Source organism: Pseudonocardia sp. N23 (assembly GCF_002583555.1).
Taxonomy (GTDB): Bacteria; Actinomycetota; Actinomycetes; order Mycobacteriales; family Pseudonocardiaceae; genus Pseudonocardia.
Window position 1 is genome coordinate 1 of sequence record NZ_BEGX01000021.1, and the last position, 19,148, is coordinate 19,148.

Here is a 19,148-nt window from a genome sequence, read left to right on the forward strand (position 1 = left end):
ACCGCCGACGTGGCCACCGACCACCACTCTGACCGAGTGCCGTTGCAGTACTAGGCCTCGTTGATTCCGCGACGCCGGCGCGGGCGCGCTACGACCACTTATTTGTGCTCGGCGGCCTCGTTCGCGCATGCCTTGTTAGGCCGGCGTACGCGGCGAAGCTGATCCGGTCTGGCACGGTGTGGGCCCCGGAGGTGACGGCCCTCGGCGGTTACCGCCTGTTCGGCGGTGACGAACCCGACCTTGCCCGCCGGGCCGGCGTTCCGGACGCCGACGAGGAATACGAGGCCCTCGACGCTGGTACCCGCCGCGCCTTCGGTCTCGGCGACCCAATCGCGGAACAGGGTGAGAAGTCAGACCTGCACGGTGGCACCTGGTCGATTCGAACGTACGACGGGTTACGCGGCCTCAAGGTGAACGTCGCAGCGGCACCGTCGAGTGCTCCCGCGGACCGCCGCGCCGACACTGCTGACACCTACGCGTGGTTCGCCCGACATCTAGCCAATCTTGAGAAGGGACAGTCTCTGCTGGCGGTCACCGCAGCGATCTACGTGCCCGCACAACAGGCAGCGGCCTTGCGAATGCTAGCCCTACAGTTCGGAGTTGAGGTCGAGACTGTCGGTGTCGTCCCTGGTGAGGTGCTACCGGCGCTCGCGCAATCCTTTGGACTGTCTCAATACCTAGCCACGCCATCATCAATACCTAGCCACGCCATCATCTTGGCTCGACTGCGCCTTTACAATGCGCCTGCCGGTGACCGGCCACAATCGCAGCGTGTCGGCGGTAGCGGCGGTGGTGACACCCGACGGGCACACTCGTGGCACCGTCGGCCGTGAACCGCCCCGGCGTGTCCGGAGACTTGATCTTCTGAGGAGATGGAGTCATGACACGTCGTTCCCAGCCGCCCTACCCGCCGGAGTTGCGTGAGCGAGCGGTGCGCATGGTCGCCGAGGTTGCGGGCGACTACGACTCTCCGTGGGCGGCGATGAACGCGGTCGCGGAAAAGCTCGGTGTCGGAACAGGCGAGACGGTGCGCAAATGGGTGCGCCAGGCCGAGACCGACGCAGGCACCCGGCCGGGCACGACGACCGAGGAGTCCGAGGAACTGCGCCGGTTGCGGCGGGAGAACGCCGAGCTCAAGCGCGCCAACGACATTCTGAAGGCGGCCTCGGCTTTCTTCGCGGCCGAGATCGACCGGCCACGCGGACGTTGGTGAGGTTCATCGACCAGCACGCCGCCCACCAGTCCGGTGGGCGGCGATGGGGTGTCGAGTCGATCTGCGCCCAGCTCGCCGAGTTGGGCGCACCGATCGCCCCATCCACCTACCACGCCCACCGCGCCGCTCGCCCGTCCCGAGCGCAGGTTCGCGACGAGCAACTCTGTGTCGAGGTGGCGCGGGTTCACGCCGAGAACTACGGCGTCTACGGGGCCCGGAAAGTCTGGGCCCAGCTCAACCGCGAGGGCATCCCGGTCGCGCGCTGCACCGTGGAACGTCTCATGCGCGCCCAGGGCCTGGCCGGAGCACGCCGTGGGCGCCGGATCCGCACCACCCTGCCCGGCGAACACGCCCGCGCCGGAGATCTCGTGAGCCGCCGGTTCGACCCGCCCGCACCGGACCAGCTGTGGGTCGCGGACTTCACCTACGTCCCCACCTGGTCGGGGATGGTCTACGTCGCGTTCGTCATCGACGCCTACTCCCGCCGCATCCTGGGCTGGCGCGCGGCCACCAGCATGCGGACCGAGCTGGTTCTCGACGCCCTCGAACACGCCGTCTGGACCCGAGCCCAGCAGGGCCGACCCGACCTGGACGGGTTGATCATGCACACCGACGCCGGGTCGCAATACACCTCCATCGCGCACACCGAGCGCCTCGCCCTCGCCGGCGCGGCACCTTCAGTCGGAACCGTCGGGGACGCTTACGACAACGCGCTGGCCGAGTCGACCATCGGGCTGTTCAAGACCGAGCTGATCAAACCGAGAGGGCCGTGGCGGACTGTCGAGCAGGTCGAGATCGCCACCCTCGAGTACGTCGACTGGTTCAACCACCGACGCCTGCACAGCGCCGCCGGTGACATCCCTCCCGCAGAGTTGGAGGCCGCCCACTACCGTCAACGAGCACCCCAACCGGAGCCGCAGCGCTCAAGCCAATAGCTCTCCGGACACGCCGGGGCGGTTCAGCCGGGACGCGACCGTGTGGGTGTGGGACCTCACCACCGGAGAGCAGGACGGCCCGCCGCTGACCGACCACGAACAGGTCCCACTGCCACAATCAACGCCCTCGACGACGACCCGGATGGAGTTATCGAAAGTGGCCCAACAGGTCATCATGAAGTACACCGACGACCTCGATGGCTCAGAAGCTTCTGGGAACGTCGAGTTCGCGCTTGACGGGCGCGAGTACGAGATCGACCTGTCCGACGACAACGCGCAGAAGCTGCGTGACATGCTCGCTCCGTTCGTCGCGGCAGCACGGCGCTCGGGGGACGGCCGCGGACGTCAGACCGGCGCCGGCTCTCCCCCGCAGCGTTCGCGCTCGGGGCGCAGCCGCGAGGAGTTGGCCGAGATGCGGACGTGGCTCCGCGAGAACGGCTATAAGGTCTCCGATCGCGGCCGCATCCCGAACGAGTTCCTGCAGGCCTGGGAGTCCAAGACGCCCGGAGGCCTGGGGGACGTCCAGCCGGCGAACCCCGCTGACACGAACAGCCACGCCGTAGAGTTCCAGTCCGCGTAGTGGAGTGCGTTCTGGCTCGACCCGCCTCCAGCCGCTACTTGACCAGAGGCTGCTGAACCGCTCCGGTGTGTCCCGAGAGCTTGATGTGCCCCGGCTTCTGTGGAGTTGGTCTGCGCTGCTCAGCGGAGGCTGGCGTACTCGGAGCGCAGGCGGGCGAGCGCTGCCGTCAGCGCGTCGCCCTTGGACGCCAGCGCTTCCAGCCGGTCGAATAGCTGTCTGTACTGGAGCAGGTCGCGCGTGTCGGTGATGAGTCCGGTAGCAGTCTCCGTCCCGACGACAGCGGCTGTGTCGTCGTAGAGGTCCCATCCGTGCATGGGGAAGACCTCGACGGCCGTGGTCCACTCGATGACGCCCACAGCTACCTGCGGCAGGTCTGCAGTCTCGGCGATCTGATCGAGCTGCCTCACCATCGCTGCGGGCGACAAGGCCATCCACCGCAGGGCCCCCTCGGTCATCAGCAACGTGAACTGGCGTGAGTTGACCTCGCCGAGGAGCCGCTGACGAGCGAGGCGGGCGTTGACCGCATCGGACAAGTCGTCACTGACGATGAGCCCGCCTGCACCGAAGACTGCTCGGGCGTACTCCTCGGTCTGCAGGAGACCGGGAACCACGGTGGGTGTGAACGTGCGGACGCGCGTTGCGCCCTGTTCTAGGCGCCCGACCCGCCGTTGGAAATCGGCGGCGCCCCGGCTCAGGACGACGCGAGCTGGGATGTTCTGCTCGCGGACCTCGTCGAGTCGGGCCGCGAGGCTGACCAGGACGTCGCGCTCGTCGTCCCGGGCTCCGAGCGCAGCCGCGTAGGACGCCACCTGCTGGGGATCAGGGACGTTCCGGCCGCGTTCCCAGCGCGAGACCATCGGTTGAGAGATACCTGCGCGTGCGCCAGCCGCGATTCCGCTCAGAGCCGCGTCTGCGCGGAGTTGACGCAGCCTCTTGGCGAGCTCTGTCCGGAGCTCGTCCTCCTCATCGGGCAAGGGTCGTGAAGTCCTTTCGGGGGCTATGCCACCGCGCGGCCGCGGTGATGCTCGGGGTGCGAAGCCCACCACGCTGTAAAGGGCTCCGCGAGGGTCCAGGCTGCATCGGCGATCTGCCGGTACGGCTTGGTGTCGGCCGCGACGACTGTTTCCGCTCCGACGAATCGGTCATCGTCGTCGTAGATCATTCGCAGAACGTGAGTGTTGTCGATCAAGAAGAAGTCGCCGATGGCGCGGATGTGTCCATGCTCGGTGCGGTGGGTCAGGTCGAGCACGCGGATCTGCTCGCCGGCCTCGACCAGGTAGGTGTAGCCCCACTCGCATTCGTAACGCTGGTAGTCGGAGAGCGGGGCCCGCAGCACGTTCACCCGTCGCGAGACGAGGCCGGCGCAGGCCTCCTCACGGACGTGCTCGAGCCACTCGGCCTTGCCAGGAGCGGCGGGATTGCTCTCTCCACGCAGGTAGCGACGGAGGTCCTCGCCGTCGGACTCGACGTTGTAGCGCTCGCGGGTTTCGAGGCGGAAGAGGTCTCGTGTGAAGTGCTGGTCGATGAACTCGCCCAGCTGGTCTTCGTTCATCATGCGGCCAGTACCTCCGGGAGCATTTCGCGTGCTGCGCGGACGACGACTTCGTGTTCTGGGACGCGCAGGAACAGCAGGACGGCCGCGTCTGTCACGCGCTCGCCGCGCACCCGAACTAGCGTTCCGGACTCATCAGCAACTAGATGTGACAGATCGCAGCCGTCTGTGAGGGTCGTGGGGATCCACACCTCAGCCCATCCCGGACCCTCGGCAGCCATCCGTCCTTGGAAGAGCAAGTCGCCGTCCTCCGTCATCGCGATCTGCGGGCACGTACGACCGTTCGCGCACTCAGTGCGCAGAACCGTGATCTTCATGGGCTCCCCTCCCACCGGACCGTGGCGGAGCCAGTGTCGACGGTTCTAGGCCGTCTAGTCAATCCATAGGCGTGCATAAGGCTCGCGATGCACGTCTACATCGTGCATAATCAAAGGGTCGGCTCAGCTCCCCTCTGAGTCGGCACTCAAGGGGTCCCGGTAGGCGCTGGAACGCCTACCGGGACCTGTGGATCGCGACCGGGCCCCTCCAGGACCAGGAGACACGAACCAATGAAGATTGTTGCTGTACAGCTGATGAAGCGCGCCCTCGCATGGCACTCGCGCCGCTTCGACGCTCAAGACGCCCACGCCTACAACCGCGGCTGGACCGTGACCACCGGCAGGTTCGGCTCACGTATCTACCGCGACCCGCGCTGGGACCACGTCGAGGAGCGGCGCACCGAAGGCCTGCGTGATCAGCCCTCGGCCGACCAGCAGCCCGACCTCACCGAGGCTCCGCGCGATGCCCGAGTTGCAGTCCGATGAGCGGCGGAGCGCACGCACCCTCCTCACGCGGGCGCGCGCCCTGGCCGGCGCCGCGGACCGCGACTACCCCGATCACATCGGGCGTCGACGAGCTGGCCCACGACGTCGAGGACAGTGAGGTGCTTACGGGCCGGCCACACGGCCGCTACATCGCGATGTGCGGCGCCGCGGTGGTCCCCGCCTCGCTGACCGCTCCCGATGGTCGTTCGTGCCGATCGTGCGCCGCCCTTCGGTGCATTGAGCTCACCGAGCCCGAGAAGGATCGGCCTGCGAGGTCGGCACGCCGCGCACAGTCACGGTGGCTGGCCACGTGCTCGGCGATCATGCGCGGCACGCTGCACCGCCGCGCGGTGGCGTGGTCGTGACCGCCGACGCCGCGTCCGGCGACAACCGCCCCGCTCCACCGACGCAGCGCCCCCTGCTGGCGTGCACCGCGTGCTGCCACACCTTCATCCCGACCTGCAGCGAGATCACCCAGCTCGGCGCGACCGGATGCCCGCGCTGCCAGGGCTGGACCTGGCTGGTGTCGCTCTCCGCTCCGCTCGCTTCTGATCCCGTTCCCGTGCCCCGCGGCCGCGACGAGGAGTCCCGCCATGTCTGACCTGCTGATCAGTGCCCTGCAGAGGGCCGACAACGAAACCCCCATCAACGGTGGGCGCCTCCCCGGTGCCGCCGCCCCGGCGCCCGCGGAGGACTCGGACACGGCGTCCGTAACGACCCCGGCGGTCGCCCATGGGGAGGTCGCGCGGGCCAGCCAGTCGGCGAATGCCAAGAAGATCCGCGCGATGCGCGAGACGCTCGAGCTGCGCACCGCGACCGCCGGCTATCACCGCGAGCTCGCGCTTCTGCAGCGCGACAGGTCCCGGCTCGACGTCCTGTCCGCCAACGAGGAGCGGCTGGAACGTCGCGCGGCGCAACGGGTCCGGGGCCTGAGCCGACGCCACGACGTCGCCACCGCTGTTGCCGCCGCGCGCCTCGACGGCCGTGAGCGCCGCGCGGAGCGGCAGCTCGCCCACACAGAACTCACCGACCAGGTCTGGCAGCGCCGCGCCCTGGCCCGCCGCCGTCGGCTGCTCGACCCCACCTCGCGGCTGGCGTCACTGCAGCGCACCCACGTCGGGGTCAGTCTCGTGCTGATGGCCGTCGCGGTCGCCGGGATCGCGTGGACCTCGGTGGGCGTGCACGACGCGCTCGTCGGCCCCGACGGCACCCCGCTGGCCTACATCGTCGAGCCGCTGTTCTCCCTGCCGCTGCTCGTGATCATGACCTTGCACGCGCGGGCCGCGCAGTGGGGCCGGACCTTCCCCGCCCGGGAGAACCAGACCCGGATCCGGCTGCTGGAGGCGATCCTTCTGCTGGCCACGATGGCCATCAACGCCTCACCGGTCCTGCCGGTCCTCGGGACCTGGCAGAACGTCACTACCCTGCTGGCCCATCTGGCCCCGCCAGTGCTGATCGTCGTCGCGATCGTGCTGCAGCCGCTGGCCGCCGCGTTCCTGGCCACCATCCTCGAGGAAGCCCACGTCGAGGTCACCGACGCAGGCCCCCACCGGCTCGCCTCCGACACCGTCGACACCCTCACCCTGGTCACTAAGGTCCGCGCCGCGATCGCGAGCGGGCAGCTCGAGCCCTGGGGCGACACCGCTCTGCCCAGCGTCGAGGCGATCCGCCGCTATTTTGGCTGCGAGAAGCGCCGCGCCCAGGGCGTGCACGACGCGCTGAAGCTGCTGACCAACGGCCACCACACCGGTGGCGCCAGCTCGGCGGAGGCGCCGGCATGACGACCTCCGTGAAGCCACACACCGCACCCACCACCTCCGCTTGGCGTCGACGGGGCCGCACCTTTGTTCTCGTGCTCGCGGCCACCACCGCGGCCAAGCTCTCCCTCACCCCGGGGGATCGGGGGTGGCTGGTCGCCGCCACGGTGACGGTGGCCGCCGCAGCCGCCGCGGTGCTCCTCACGCGGAACCGGCCCGGAGCGCGGCTGCGCCGCCACCTCGGCGCCGACGGCTGGGCTGGCTGGCTCGACCGCCACGAGTACCGCACTGTCGCCGGGCCCCACGGGGTCCGCCGTGTCACCGGTGCCGCCACCAGTTCTGACCCGCGCCACAACGGGCAGCTGCTGGGCAGGCTGGTCTCCGGCCCGCTGACACTTCGCGGGCGGCCGGTCTACAGCCCGCACCGTCGCGGCATGCTCGTACTCGGCCCTCAGGGCTCGGGCAAGAGCTCGTTCATCGTCAACCCGATCCGAGAGTTCCCTGGCGCCGCCTACGTGACCAGCACCAAGACCGAGCTCGTCGATCTCACCGCCGCCGACCGGGCCGATCGTGGCCCAGTCCTGGTGTTCAATCCCACCGGCCTCGGCGCCCTGGCTTCGTCGCTGCGCTGGGACCCGGTCGCCGGCTGCGACGACGCCGCCACCGCCGATGCCCGCGCCCGCGCCCTGGTCCGCGGCGGCGGCGGGGCCACCGGAACCCAGAACGCCGACTTCTGGGCTGATCGGGCCGCGGAAATCCTGCGCTGCTACCTCCTCGCGGCCGCACTCACCGGCCAGGACATGGCCCAGGTCATGGCCTGGACCCTGCACCCCGACGACCGCACCCCCTCGGCCACCCTCGAGGAGTACGGCGCCGCGCTGCCCCCCGGCTGGCTCGGCACCCTCGATTCACACCTGGCCGCGGCCGCCAACACCCGCACCGGCTACTTCGCCGCCCTCACCCCCTCGGTGGCGTTCATGGACTCCCCCACCGTCGCCGCCGCCTGCCGCCCCACCCCCGGGCCCGGCGGCGGCCATCTCGACCTCACGACGTTCCTGCACCAGACCGGGACGATCTACGTCGTGGCCGGTGACGACCCGCGCGTCGCGCCGCTGCTGACCGCGCTGACCGAAGCGGTCTTCGCCGCCGCCAAACAAGCCGCCGCGACCAGCCCGAACGGCTACCTCGATCCCGGTCTGGGCCTGTTCCTCGACGAGGTCGCCAACACCACCCCAGTCCCGTTGGATGTGTGGGCGGCGGACTCCCGGGGCTGGGGCATCACCGTCACCGCCATGGTCCAAGACCTCGCCCAGCTCGAAACCCGCTGGGGCCCAACACGAGCCAAGACGATCTTCGCGAATCTACCGACCCGGGTCGTGCTGCCCGGGGTGGCCAACCGCGACGACCTGGAGACCCTGGCCTACCTCGGCGGACAGCGGCGCGTGCAGCGCAGCAGCCACGGCCGCACCGAAACCGGCACCGGCCAGACCAGCCGCTCCCACAACCAGTCCTGGACGACCGAGCAGGTCATCACCGGCCACACCATCCACGGCCTGCCGCGCTGGCACGCCTACGTCCTCGGCCTGGGTACCAAGCCCGCGATCGTGCGCTTCACCCCGGGCTGGCGCCACGCCGCCAGTCCCTCATCCAGCTCCGCCCCACTCGCCGCAGCCACCCACCACGATCAGCCCCATAACCGCGACCAGCACCCCCACGACCGCACCGACTACACGAGCGCAGCACCGCCTGCCGCGCCCGACACAGTGCAGGATGCTGCCTGATGAACGACTCGACCCCCGACCAGCCGCAACAGCCCGACCAGCCACAGCCCGATCGGCCGGACACCGCCCCAGACGGCGGCCCGTACAACCCTCCGCCCTCGGCGGGGACATCCGCGGCGGTCCGCGAGATGCGCCGGCTCCGTGACGAGGTCGCGCAGCTGCGCGAGGCCGTTGCCGGCCTCAGCCAGCCCGGCGAGCTGCGCACGCAGGTCCAGGACCTCGCAACTCGGCACACCGAGCTCGCCACCGCGGTCTCGCAGACCCTTGTCCCCGAGCTCGCCGCACTGCGCCAGTTCGCCACCGAAGAGCTCGGTCACCAACGCCAACAACTCGACGCGGTCCTACAGACCCTCAGCCGTGAACAAAACCCGCCGGTCGACTGGCCCCAACTCACCGCCGACCAGGCTCGCGACCAGTGGGCCGTCCTCGCCCAGTGGATCGCCGAGATCCTGGTCCCCTGGTACGAGATCAGCCGCGAGGAACTACCCGACTGCTGGGCGCTGCACCGGCCCGCCGTCATCGAGCTGTCCTGGCTACGCAGCGCGCACGTGCAGGCCTACACCCCGACCTCGGCCCCCCACGTCGCCGGGGAATGGCACCAACGCTGGCGCCCCGGCGTGGTCGCCCGCCTCGCCCAGGTCATCGACCGCCGCCTCTGCCGGCCCGGGGAACACCTTGTGCCACAGGGCGAATCCCAGGGCCGCCAACCCGTGCCGCCCCGGCCCGGGGAACGGCTCATCCCACCCAGCCAGCAACTGGCTGAGGGTCAGCACTGGCGGGAGAACTATTTCGCCGCCGTCGAGGCCGACCTACGGTGGCGCACGCAGCGCGAAAGCGCCGGCGAGACCCCCTGACCCCCGGTTGCGCCGGGATCTGAGTCGGCGATGCGGGCCGGTGCGGCAAGGGCCGTCACGCCTCCAAGCCTGACACCTCGTCCCGATCTTGATGAGCACGCTCACGACGTCGCGCGGACTCGATGTCGTGGGACTGGGCCTGAGCGAGCTGGCGCTCGACGCCGCGCCGGACGGTCGTGAACGGGCCGGCGGCGACACCCGCGTCGGTGTGTGAACCTCGGCCGAGGAATCGCCATTGCGACATCTGCGGCGCCGCGAGCTGGGTGACGAGCCGCTCGGCCAGCGTGGCCATCTCGACCGGCCCGATCCCACCAGGAACCGGAGTGATGGTCTGTGGCAGGTGTGCCGCGCTCGGGTGCACGTCGCCGATCGGGCCAGCCGGATGAGGGACGAACCCGGAGTCGATCACCAGCCGGTGGCCGGTATGCAGGTGCTCCGCGGTGAGTAGCCCGGCGCGGCCGGTCGTGGAGATGACGACATCAACGTCACGGACCTGGCGAAGGTCGTCTCCCTGGTCGAGCACCAGGGGGCGGTGCCCACCGCGGTGAAGCAGTTCGACGACGCCGGAGCCGACGAACCCGCGGGCTCCGACGACGGCGCAGGAGCTCCCATTCTCGAGAAACGGGGCAGCAATGCGGGCGATGCCGTCTGCGGTGGCGCAGGCCGGGTGCTGGCTATGTGCGCCGAGAGCGTCGATGTCCTTGGATGGCTCGATCTGGTCGATAGCCCGTTCCAGGCGTGCCGGGAGCGGGGTCTGCACGATGATCGCCGCGACGTCAGGGGCTTCATTTGCAGCCTGCAGCGCGTCGAGGAGTTGAGCGAGGCTCGCACGGTCGGGGAGCGCGACAGGCGCGGCGCGGACGCCGAGGCGCGTGAATGTGCGTTCCTTCTGCGCGGCAGAAACCTCGGACGCGGCCATCCGGGTCACCCACCGCGGTGGGGCATCGGCGGCGGGCTCGAACCGGAACACGACGACCCGTACGTGCTGGTCTTCAATCTGCGGCCGGAAGGGCTGGTACGCGTCGAGGACCTCGTTGAGGATGTGCCGACCCGGGACCTGGTACTGCGGTGGGGTCATCCGGCAGCGCGGGGTGCGGGGACGCCGATGTCCCACGGCCAGGACGCGAGCAGCTCATCGACCGGCTCCAGGTGCAGCACCCCGGCCAGCTCGGTGGTCTCGGCTGGGGTGAGCAGCTGGTAGCGCTCGGCGGCCGGCTCGACGAAGCGATCGCCGGGACGGTCGAGCCGGACCTGTTCGATGGTCTCGGGCCCGGCGTCGTCGTAGCTGGAGAACGCGCCAAAGTGGGCGTACCAGCGCACCACGTTGGGGTCACAGGCGGCGGGCAGAAGTTGGTCAGTGGTCGCGTTGGCGACCCCGGCGAAGTCGGCGTTGATCCACCGGCCTCGCGGGTTGTCGCGCAGCTCGCTGGCCACCACGACCGTGGCGATCCCGTCCGCGCCTCGCAGGGTGCGGATCCGCACCAGGCAGTGCGCCGGAGCCGCCGCCTGCGCGTGCTGCCAGGTGAGGATGGCTCCGGTCGCCGCGACGATCACCGGCGTCGCAGCAGCGGCAGGTGGTGCGGTCATCGACTCATCTCCAGGACGTGATCGGGCGGGGTGCCACCACCGCCGGAGCACAGTATCGGGCGGCGAGCTCGATAAGCGTGGCGTCGGCGCCCGGACGGGCGACCAGCTGCAGCCCGACCGGCAGCCCAGCACGGGTTTGCCCGGCTGGGATGGATAGGGCCGGGTGACCGGAGACGTTGAAGACCCATGTCAGGGCAACGCTGAGGTGCTCGCCGGGACCATCGTGGCCGTGCGCGGGTCGGGGCGTGGTGGGTGTCGCGAGCACGTCGATGTGGTCGAACACCGCCTGCAAGCGCGTGTTGTTGGTCGTCCGGGTCCGGTCCGCGGCCGCGACCTGCGCAGCCGATGAGCCCGGGCTTCGGTAGGTCTGCCACGCCTGTTCGACGTTGAGGAGCCGCACGCCGGGCTCGCACCATCTCAGGCCTGCCTGGTCGGCGAGCTCACGCGCGCGTCGCTGGGCCAGTTGGGCGGTTTCGGCGTCGGTGTCGGCTCCGGCGAGCCCAAGATCGGCCGACCAGCCGATCACCGCGGCGACCGCAGTCCGGCGGAGCGGGCCGAGGACCGCACCGGCCCAGGCTGCGAGCAGTCGTGGGTCGCGCACCAACGGACCAGGCATTGGACGTACCTGACCGGCGGCGAAGCCTCCAGTGGGTTTGAGGCCGTAGACGCCGCACCAGGCCGCCGGGATCCGGACCGAACCGGCTCCGTCGCTGCCGGTCGCGAGGTCGACGATGCCCGCGGCCACCGCAGCCGCCGAGCCCGCGGACGAGCCACCCGGGGTGCGGTCAGGCGCCCACGGGTTGCGGGTGGGACCGCGGTCGGTATGTCCCCAGGTCTGATGCCCTGGCCCGCGGGGGACCGACGTCGTGCCGATCGGCACCGCGCCCGCCGCCATCAATCGGCGGGTCTGCGCCGCCTGCAGCCCTCCGGCGCCCTTCACCGCGATCGGCAGCCCCTGCAGCGGACTCGGCCCGGCCAGCGAGATGTCCCCGAGTCGCTCGCACTGCTGCTCCTCGTGACCGTTCCTACCTCGCGCTGTCGCGACGTCGACCAGCTCGAGGAAGGCACATAGCCACGGATCACGTTGCCGCGCCCGCCTCGTTGCAGCCTCGACAGCAGGACTGGTCGTGAGAAGGTCGGTCGGTGCTTGCTGGCGGATGTCGGCGTTGGGCTCCTTCGCGATTCGCACACGGGTCGGCTACTGACAGCCTATCGCGCCCGCCTGCGGCACTGACCTCATTCGGAGCCCTCAACACCTGTCGGTGCCTGGCCCTACTCTTGAATCGCCATGCGCTCCCGCGCCGGCACTGGACCGAGTTGACGAAGGGGAGGCAGTGTGACGACCAGGAACGGCCCTACGGTGTCCGAGGTCGCGCCGCTGTTCGACCCGGGCCGTGCCGAGGTCCCGCCACCGGGCACGATCGAGCTCTACCTGGAGACCCCACGGACTCTGGGCCTGCTGTTCACGGCGGCCGAGGACGCCGAGCGTACCGACCTCATCGATGCCGCGATCCGGGCGTGGAACGCCAGCTACGAGAGCTTCCTACGCTACTTCACCCGCTCCATCCTGCTCGAGTGCGCGCCGGTGACCCGCACCCCGGGTGGCGAGCGGATCGGGCTGTTCCTACCCGGCCAGGTGTTCGTGACCAGAGTCGGCCACATGTTTGCCGGCGACCGTGAGGTCGCCCGCTTCCACGACCACATCTATGTCGGTCCGGTCGGTGTCCGGGAGCGGCCCGACGGCCGGGAATGGCCGCTGGACCTCACTTCGATACGCGAGCAGGTGGACGGCTTCGCCGCGGTCGCCTCGAGTGCGGTGCAACGGTCACTGCGCCAATGCGTCGCCACGCAGTGGACCGGTCCACACCCGGAGACGGGCTTCTTGGAGCTGATCGATCCGCCGCTGTCCGAGCATCTCGCCACCTACCCTCGCCGGCTGTGCGAAGACAGCGTGGTCCCCTCTTCGCAGCGCTGGAATGTCGCCGACATGCGCGATCGCAAGCGCCGACGTTCGCCTCGGTACCGCTCGGCCTGACCACCTCCTCGCGGCCCGCGGCTGGGGGCCGGGCGGCGCCGTGCTTCCTGCGGCTCGGGCGCCCCGCTCTCCAGCTGCGGGTCCGGGATGGTCAGGTCCAGTCGAGGTCGAGTTCTGGCTCGAGGTCCCGGCCGCGCCCGCGCTCTTCCGGGTCAACGCCCTGGTCGCGGCGGCGCCGGTCCTGCTCGGGGTCGACGCCGAGCTGCTCCTCGCGTCCGTGCTTCCAGCCCTCGACGTCGCCGAAGGTGCGTTCCTGTCCGCGGAGGGCAGCCAGGATCTCGACCTGGCGACGCGCGTCCCCGACGGTGATCGTCGGTTCAACCTCACCGGCCGGCGCGCGCAGCGGCTGCGCGGCCGCGATGTTGGTGGCGGTCGGAATCGCGACGAACGCGGACAGCTGCGCGGGGTCCTGCCTGGCCTCCTCGCGCTCGATCGCCACCCCCCGGGCCGGGGCCGACTCTCGGACCAGGACCGGGGCGCCCAAGTCCAGGTCCAGGTCGAGCTGCGGCTCGGCCTTCCGGGTCTGCGCCTCGCCGGCATCGTCGACGATCGTGAACAACGACATCTGATCGCCCGGCGCAGTGGAGAGGTCACGGGCCAGCCCACGTCGCTGCAGCTCCTCCCCGGCCAGCTGCGCCCGCTCGTCGACGAACACCGCCGCCGCAGCCCACGCCTGCCGCGCCTGGTGGACGACCTCCAGGTGCTCAGCCCGCGCCTCCAGCTCAGCCGCCACATCGTGTGCAGCCACGACGTCGTGCAGCGCGCGCAGCTGCTCGGGTGATCCTTCCGGAAGCCGCTCAGCCTCAGCCCCGAACAGCACCGCATCCTGCTCGTACTCGCGGCCCAGCAGCCGGGTCTCGCGCAGCTCATCAGCCACGTACTGCGGGGCGAAGGTCCGCTCCCGGGTCGCCGCCGCGCGCCACTCCCGCAGCTGCGCTTCCGTCGCGGAGGCGTAGTCGACCGCCTCCACGGGAGCGCCGAGGGCGGCGTAGGCGCGATGCCAAAGCGCCCGGTGCAGCACCTGCTCCCGCGGCGGGGCCTCACCGAGCGCGATGCTGGTCTCCGGGATCCCGCGCAGCTCGCGGTAGGCCCCGGCGATACCCGCCCGCTGAGTCCACTCCGCGCGCGCCTGCGGCTCGACCGGCGCCGGCCCGAGGTGCGCGACGGCCCAGGCCGGCTGCTCAAACGCGACCCGCTCCCCTAGCTCCTCCTGCCGCTGCTCGCACGCCTGCGCCAGCACCCGCGCGTACTCGCCGACGGCCCCATCGACCCGGCCAGCCAGGTCCATCCAGCTCCCGGGCGCGTCGGCGGCGAAGACATCGCTCGGGTCATGCTCGGGCGCGCGCCCGACCAGCACATGCTCGCGAAGCCGCCACCGCAGCACATCGCTGACCGACTCCGCAGTCCCCAGCTCCCGCCCGGCAACAGCCTCACGCAGCACGGCTGCGACGTCGTTGCCCGACAGCTCGGCCTCGCGCAGCGTCCGCGCCAACCGCTGACGGCCGGCCTCGCCCGCGATCCTCGCAGCCGAGTCCGCGCCGAGTTCCTGCTCGAGGATCCGGCCGTAGCGGCTCGTGCCATGCTCGGCTGCGAGCAGGTCGAGCTGCCCGCCGAGGAACGACAGCTTCCGGCCTTCCTCCTCCCCGTGGCGGCGCCGCAGCTCCGCGCTCAACGCCTCGACCTCGTCATAGTGATCGAGCACTCCCGCCAGCAGCGCCCGCGCGCTGGTGTCCAGCGGCTCGTGGTGGTGCTCGTCGCCCGGGCGCTGACACACCACCAGCGCGACGTTGCTCTCCCGCCCCCGGGTCATGCCCACGTAGACCAGCTCGGCGTTAGCCCGCTCATCGACCAGCAGATACGCGGAATCCACCGTGCGCCCCTGCGCCGCGTACACGGTGCCCGCGTAGGCCAGCGTGACCTCGTGGGCGACATAGTCGGGGGTCAGGTGCGCCCGAACCCCGTCGTCTCCCTCGACGGTTAGGGTGCCGTCCGTGCCCAGACCCAGCACCCGGTACACAGCCCGGTTGGTCACCGACCCGGTCCCCTCGACACGCTGGTCGTAGTCGTTGCGGCGGGCCTGGACGAGGTCCCCGGCGCTGACGCCGCTGCCGTCGCGCAGGGTCGCCAACCTGCCCGCCTCGACGTGCCCGAGCGCGATCATCTCCTCGCGGATCGCGCGGGCCAGCTCGCCGGCCGCGTCGTTGTCCCGCACGATCAGCAGCGGCCGCTTCCCAGCCAGGGTGTCGGCGACATAACCGCGGACCGCAGCCTCGTCCATCTCCTCGGCGGTGCCCCCCACCAGCCGCCCGGCGTCCTCGTAGACCGCCAGCACCGAGGCGTCGCGCCCCCGCAGCCGCACCGACGCCTCACGCTCCCACGCCTGAGCGAACCGGTGGATCTCGCCCAGCTCGTAGGCGCCGTTGTCGCGCACCAGCTGCTCGAACAGCCCACCCGCCTCGACCGCGACCAGCTGCTGGTGGTCGCCGGTGAACAGCAGCTTCCCACCGGCCGCGGTCACCAGCTCCGACAGCCGCTGCAGGTCCCCGGTGGAGCACATGCTGGCCTCGTCGACGACGACCAGATCGCCCGCGACCAGCACATCGCGCACCAAACCCTGCTCGTCCGGGACGAAGCGGCCCAGGAACCGGGTCGTGTTGTAGGCCTCCAGCCCGTCGCCGGCCAGGACCTCGGTCGCCAACTGCGAGGTCGCCACCCCGATGACCCGCCCGCCGAGCTGCTCGCCCCACACCTGCGCGAGCGCGCCGACGGTTCGGGACTTCCCAGCCCCGGCCGGGCCAACCAGCACGTCACCGACCCGGCCCGAGGACAGGATTCCCAGCGCCGCCTCGGTCTGATCCGGGCTCAGACCAGCGGCAACGAGCTCGACCCGCGCCAGCTCAAGAGCCGGCCCGGCGAGCGCAGGCGCGCCGACCCGCCGCGCACCGGCGACGATGGCATTCTCGGTGGCCAGCTGGTCGAACGTCGCCCACCGGTCAGCGTGATGAGGCCGGTACAGGGACATCCCGTCGGCGCGGGCGATCTCAGGCGGCACCGGTCCAGGGTCCGGCGCAGCCACCGAGACCAGCCCAAACGCCGCCGGGTTGGCGAGGACGTGCTCGGCGAGAGCGTCAGGCTCCTCTGTGATCGACGGTGTGAAGCTCTGCTCAAGCTCCACCGCCGCGACCAGATTGCCGACAGTCCAGCTCGCGTACTCACGCTGTACCCGCTCCACCGCCGCTGCGAGTACCTCGTCGCGCGTCCGAGACGTATATCCCTGCTGGTCGGGGTGCCCGTTCTGGCGCACCTGCTCGCTGCTCGCCGCGACGGTCACCAGCGTCTCGGACAACTCTATGCGCCGCGGCCCGCACCAGTTGTCCAGCTGCTCGCCCGGCGCGAGGTCCCCGGTCTTGTGCGCGCGTTCGTGCAGCTTCGCCTCGCCCCACAGCTGCTTGTGCTCCCGCGGGCTGGGCTCACGCCCGTAGCTCTCCCGGAACTGCGCGATCGCGCCGTCGAGGTTGCCCTCGACCTGACGCGCCCGGCTCGACGCCTGTGCGCAAAGCCGCTGGTCGACCCCCAGAATCTCCCGCGCCTTACCATCCGGGCGAACCCCGAACGTCACATCCAAACGCTCCCCGAGCTCACGCTCCAACGCCCGTTGATAGATCGCGGCCGCGCCGAACTTGATCGGCCGAAACGCCTTCCCGTCCAGCGCCTGGATCTTGCGCGAGGACGTCGCGATGACCCGGTTGAGCACCGCTACGTGGCTGTGCAGCTGCGGGTCCTGGTTGCGGTTGGTCGAGTGATCCCACCGCGTCCACACCAGCCCGGTGGCCTCCTCGTAGACCCCCACGGAGTGCCCATCAGCCTTCGCCCCGTGGTAGCCCGTCCTCGTCCACGCGGCCTCCCGCTCGACATAGGCCATCGCCGCCGCGATCGCGGCCCGGTGCGACTCCACGATCTCCTGCGCGGCGCCCAACATCCCTTCCGACCGGTACGCCGCGTGCAGCACACTCACCGACTTCACCGGCGAGAACGTCAGGTCGTAGTAGGCGACAGCCTTGCGCCCCGACGCCCGCACCGAGTTCTCGATCTCACGCCGCCGCTCCTCACCGGCCTCCGGCTCCGCCGCCAGCGCGGCCTCGATCCGCTCCGCCGAGGACTTGAACTTTCGCGGCGGTCGCCCCAGGTACTCCGGGTCCTTCGGGTCACTGCCCGGGCGGGCCAGGCGCCCGAACACCGCCCTCACATCCTCCGCCGCCGCCGGCGTCCCCGGTGCGATCCCGAGCATCTCCTCCAAGCCGCCGCCGAACCACACACCGGGCGCCTCCCGCTCCGCACTCGACAGCAGGTACTGCGCGCCCTTGCCCTTCGCCTGACCTCCGGCGTGCTCGTGCTCCGCGCAGCCGCTGCCGCGCAGCAGGTAATCCACAGAACCCGCCGACACGGCGGTGATCCCGAGGATGGCCACGCCGACGATCATACCCAAGATCATTATTTAATGCATAGGTCTGTGTCGGCTTGGAAGTGGTGAAGGATGTGGGTGCGGTGAGGAGCGGGTGAGTCGGGGAGGTCGTGAGGAGCGGACGTGCTGGCGAGGTTGAAGTGGCGCGTTGGTGGGCGGTGAGAAAGGCGTGGAATGGCGAGGAGGGCAGGTGAAGGGCGAGGCGAGGCTGTCGGGTGATCGAGGCTGTGGGGCGCGTTCAGGGCCCGCTACGGGGGCTGAGAGTCGGCGGCGGTCGGCGCCGTGGGGTATTGCTCTCTGAGACCGTGACGTCATCGGTAGATGCATCGCCTCGGCCGAGAGCGGCCCGCGCTGTCTCGGCCAGAACCGGTGACCGATTGGCCGCTCCGGGTCGGCCGAGGCCGCCGATTTCTGGCCGGGGATTCTCGGCCAGAAATCCACCCGGGCTGGCGGGTGCTGCCGGGTCCTTCGATCGGCTGAGACCGCCGCCGTGCAGAGCACGCCACCGGTATCGTGATCTTGCTGTTTCTGTCGTCTGTGAGGAGTCCAACCCTGATGGTCGAACCGACCGCGCCCACCGGGCAGCGTCCGGGACGCCCCCGTCGCCGTCCCGCCACGCGGGAGCACCTTGCCCGGTTGACCGCTGCCCGTGACCGGCTCGACGCCGAACAGGAGAAGCGGCGCCGCCGCGAAGACGAGCTGTTCGAGGAGTTCGCCGCGGTCGCGGTCGCCCGTGACGACGTCGTCACCGAACAGGACCGCCGCCTTGCCGAGCTCGACCGGCAACGCGGCGAGATCGAACACGCCACCGCGGCGGCGCTGGGCGACCTCGAACACCGGCAGATGGACGTTCTTCACCAGCTCCACCAACTCGGCCGCACCGTCGAGCAGCTCGCCGAGCTCGTCGACATCCCGGTCAAGAAACTCCGCCCCCGCCTGCGCGCCCACCGCGCCGCCACTATCGGCCCGGCGACCAGCACAAACTCTCCCGAGCCGACACCGTCCGCGCCGCCGGCCGGTCCACCCGAACCGCCTGCAGCCGGCCCGCCGGCCCCGGCCGCTGCTGCCCCGACGACTGTCTGACCGGCAGCGGCACGCAGACGTGGAGGGGCCCCGCCGACCGGCGGGACCCCTCCACGTCTGCGGTGTGGTGTTATCCGGCCTGGGTGCTCACCCACCGGGCCACGGTGGCGCGGTCGGTGTGGTCGAGGTGGCGCCAGTCCGCGCGCAGCCGCGCCACCCGCTCGGCGCTGGTGGCCGAGGTGGCCGCGATGTGGCGGCAGCGGGCGATCACCCACGCCTCGCGCGTCGCCGGAGCAGACGGCGCGCTGATGCCCTCGTGGCCGCGGTCGCGGCAGTCCTCGCAGAGCCCGTCATCGGTGTGACGCTGCTGGTCGCGGGCACAACGCTCGGTCCGGCACACCACACACGGCAGCCCCCGCAGCGGCGGCACCGCGGCCAGGTCGTAGTCCAACGGCCGGACGTCATCGCGCCGGTCATCGCGGCGGTCGTCGCGGTCGGTCTCGGGCTCAACTCGGTCGGCGAAGTACCGCCCGGCAGCAGTGCCCGCGTCCATGCTGCGCTGGCTC

General features: G+C 70.7%; 17 protein-coding genes and 2 pseudogenes. 10 read left to right on the forward strand and 9 right to left on the reverse strand.

The window, feature by feature from the left end; genetic code table 11:
* Positions 1 to 104 precede the first annotated feature (104 nt).
* The 3 genes from TOK_RS31535 to TOK_RS07490 all read left to right on the forward strand — a co-directional run bounded on the left by TOK_RS31535 (position 105) and on the right by TOK_RS07490 (position 2,728).
* On the forward strand, positions 105 to 833 hold the full coding sequence (locus TOK_RS31535; RefSeq protein ID WP_141566300.1) for a hypothetical protein: 729 nt from the start codon (positions 105 to 107) through the stop codon (positions 831 to 833).
* 47 nt (positions 834 to 880) lie between these two features.
* Positions 881 to 2,148 (forward strand): IS3 family transposase gene (locus TOK_RS07485; protein ID WP_253258241.1). Its coding sequence is split into 2 segments (ribosomal slippage): positions 881 to 1,169 and positions 1,169 to 2,148, totalling 1,269 coding nucleotides; the frame shifts between segments, so codons are not numbered across the junction.
* Positions 2,149 to 2,188: 40 nt separating this feature from the next.
* A complete protein-coding gene (locus TOK_RS07490) occupies positions 2,189 to 2,728 on the forward strand; it encodes an Lsr2 family protein (RefSeq protein ID WP_374754866.1) in 540 nt (179 codons plus the stop codon).
* 119 nt (positions 2,729 to 2,847) lie between these two features.
* Here the strand turns inward: TOK_RS07490 and TOK_RS07495 are convergent, their stop codons facing one another.
* From TOK_RS07495 to TOK_RS07505, 3 genes are read right to left on the reverse strand one after another with little or no spacing between them, the layout of a single operon-like run.
* Complete coding sequence (locus tag TOK_RS07495; RefSeq protein ID WP_172457459.1) at positions 2,848 to 3,702, reverse strand: helix-turn-helix transcriptional regulator; 855 nt, start codon at positions 3,700 to 3,702, stop codon at positions 2,848 to 2,850.
* A gap of 23 nt (positions 3,703 to 3,725) precedes the next feature.
* Positions 3,726 to 4,283, reverse strand: coding sequence for a DUF6879 family protein (locus TOK_RS07500; RefSeq protein ID WP_098957079.1), 558 nt, complete (start codon positions 4,281 to 4,283; stop codon positions 3,726 to 3,728).
* Complete coding sequence (locus tag TOK_RS07505; protein WP_141566302.1) at positions 4,280 to 4,597, reverse strand: hypothetical protein; 318 nt, start codon at positions 4,595 to 4,597, stop codon at positions 4,280 to 4,282. The genes TOK_RS07500 and TOK_RS07505 overlap by 4 nt, the downstream gene beginning before the upstream one ends.
* A gap of 231 nt (positions 4,598 to 4,828) precedes the next feature.
* Between TOK_RS07505 and TOK_RS07510 the strand changes: the two genes are divergently transcribed.
* From TOK_RS07510 to TOK_RS07530, 5 genes are all read left to right on the forward strand, one after another.
* Positions 4,829 to 5,083: a hypothetical protein gene (locus TOK_RS07510; protein WP_098957081.1), complete on the forward strand. Its 255-nt coding sequence runs from the start codon at positions 4,829 to 4,831 to the stop codon at positions 5,081 to 5,083.
* 361 nt (positions 5,084 to 5,444) lie between these two features.
* Positions 5,445 to 5,684: a hypothetical protein gene (locus TOK_RS07515; RefSeq protein ID WP_141566303.1), complete on the forward strand. Its 240-nt coding sequence runs from the start codon at positions 5,445 to 5,447 to the stop codon at positions 5,682 to 5,684.
* A complete protein-coding gene (locus TOK_RS07520) occupies positions 5,677 to 6,864 on the forward strand; it encodes a hypothetical protein (RefSeq protein WP_098957083.1) in 1,188 nt (395 codons plus the stop codon). Before TOK_RS07515 ends, TOK_RS07520 begins: the two co-directional genes overlap by 8 nt.
* A gap of 71 nt (positions 6,865 to 6,935) precedes the next feature.
* A complete protein-coding gene (locus TOK_RS34660) occupies positions 6,936 to 8,621 on the forward strand; it encodes a type IV secretory system conjugative DNA transfer family protein (RefSeq protein WP_172457460.1) in 1,686 nt (561 codons plus the stop codon).
* Positions 8,621 to 9,475 carry a hypothetical protein gene (locus TOK_RS07530; protein ID WP_098957085.1) on the forward strand — a complete coding sequence of 285 codons (855 nt, stop codon included), beginning with the start codon at positions 8,621 to 8,623 and terminating at the stop codon, positions 9,473 to 9,475. Before TOK_RS34660 ends, TOK_RS07530 begins: the two co-directional genes overlap by 1 nt.
* Positions 9,476 to 9,530: 55 nt before the next feature.
* On the opposite strand, the gene TOK_RS07535 is transcribed toward TOK_RS07530, so the two are convergent.
* The 4 genes and pseudogenes from TOK_RS07535 to TOK_RS35000 form a co-directional block, all read right to left on the reverse strand.
* Positions 9,531 to 10,394, reverse strand: a complete 864-nt coding sequence (locus tag TOK_RS07535; RefSeq protein ID WP_172457461.1) for a bifunctional 5,10-methylenetetrahydrofolate dehydrogenase/5,10-methenyltetrahydrofolate cyclohydrolase — start codon at positions 10,392 to 10,394, stop codon at positions 9,531 to 9,533.
* A gap of 155 nt (positions 10,395 to 10,549) precedes the next feature.
* Positions 10,550 to 11,062 carry a hypothetical protein gene (locus TOK_RS07540; RefSeq protein WP_141566306.1) on the reverse strand — a complete coding sequence of 171 codons (513 nt, stop codon included), beginning with the start codon at positions 11,060 to 11,062 and terminating at the stop codon, positions 10,550 to 10,552.
* A gap of 4 nt (positions 11,063 to 11,066) precedes the next feature.
* Positions 11,067 to 11,588: an amidase family protein gene (locus tag TOK_RS33860; RefSeq protein ID WP_253258245.1), complete on the reverse strand. Its 522-nt coding sequence runs from the start codon at positions 11,586 to 11,588 to the stop codon at positions 11,067 to 11,069.
* A 126-nt stretch (positions 11,589 to 11,714) separates the two neighbouring features.
* A pseudogene (locus TOK_RS35000) lies at positions 11,715 to 12,251 on the reverse strand (amidase family protein); the annotation flags it as partial.
* A 171-nt stretch (positions 12,252 to 12,422) separates the two neighbouring features.
* Here TOK_RS35000 and TOK_RS07550 point away from each other — a divergent pair.
* Complete coding sequence (locus tag TOK_RS07550) at positions 12,423 to 13,097, forward strand: hypothetical protein (RefSeq protein ID WP_098957088.1); 675 nt, start codon at positions 12,423 to 12,425, stop codon at positions 13,095 to 13,097.
* Positions 13,098 to 13,188: 91 nt separating this feature from the next.
* On the opposite strand, the gene mobF is transcribed toward TOK_RS07550, so the two are convergent.
* Positions 13,189 to 17,565: a MobF family relaxase gene (mobF, locus tag TOK_RS07555; protein WP_172457462.1), complete on the reverse strand. Its 4,377-nt coding sequence runs from the start codon at positions 17,563 to 17,565 to the stop codon at positions 13,189 to 13,191.
* A gap of 630 nt (positions 17,566 to 18,195) precedes the next feature.
* Here mobF and TOK_RS07560 point away from each other — a divergent pair.
* Positions 18,196 to 18,642, forward strand: coding sequence for a translation initiation factor IF-2 (locus tag TOK_RS07560; protein ID WP_141566307.1), 447 nt, complete (start codon positions 18,196 to 18,198; stop codon positions 18,640 to 18,642).
* 70 nt (positions 18,643 to 18,712) lie between these two features.
* On the opposite strand, the pseudogene TOK_RS07565 reads toward TOK_RS07560, so the two are convergent.
* Positions 18,713 to 19,148 (reverse strand): annotated as a pseudogene (locus tag TOK_RS07565) (hypothetical protein); the annotation flags it as partial.

Excerpts from the sequence above, each read along its gene's own strand:
- TOK_RS07505 (WP_141566302.1), bottom strand. The coding sequence starts at position 4,597 with ATGAAGATCACGGTTCTGCGCACTGAGTGCGCGAACGGTCGTACGTGC.
- TOK_RS07510 (WP_098957081.1), top strand. The coding sequence starts at position 4,829 with ATGAAGATTGTTGCTGTACAGCTGATGAAGCGCGCCCTCGCATGGCAC.
- TOK_RS07520 (WP_098957083.1), top strand. The coding sequence starts at position 5,677 with ATGTCTGACCTGCTGATCAGTGCCCTGCAGAGGGCCGACAACGAAACC.
- TOK_RS07500 (WP_098957079.1), bottom strand. The coding sequence starts at position 4,283 with ATGATGAACGAAGACCAGCTGGGCGAGTTCATCGACCAGCACTTCACA.
- TOK_RS07535 (WP_172457461.1), bottom strand. The coding sequence starts at position 10,394 with ATGGCCGCGTCCGAGGTTTCTGCCGCGCAGAAGGAACGCACATTCACG.
- TOK_RS07530 (WP_098957085.1), top strand. The coding sequence starts at position 8,621 with ATGAACGACTCGACCCCCGACCAGCCGCAACAGCCCGACCAGCCACAG.
- TOK_RS07540 (WP_141566306.1), bottom strand. The coding sequence starts at position 11,062 with ATGACCGCACCACCTGCCGCTGCTGCGACGCCGGTGATCGTCGCGGCG.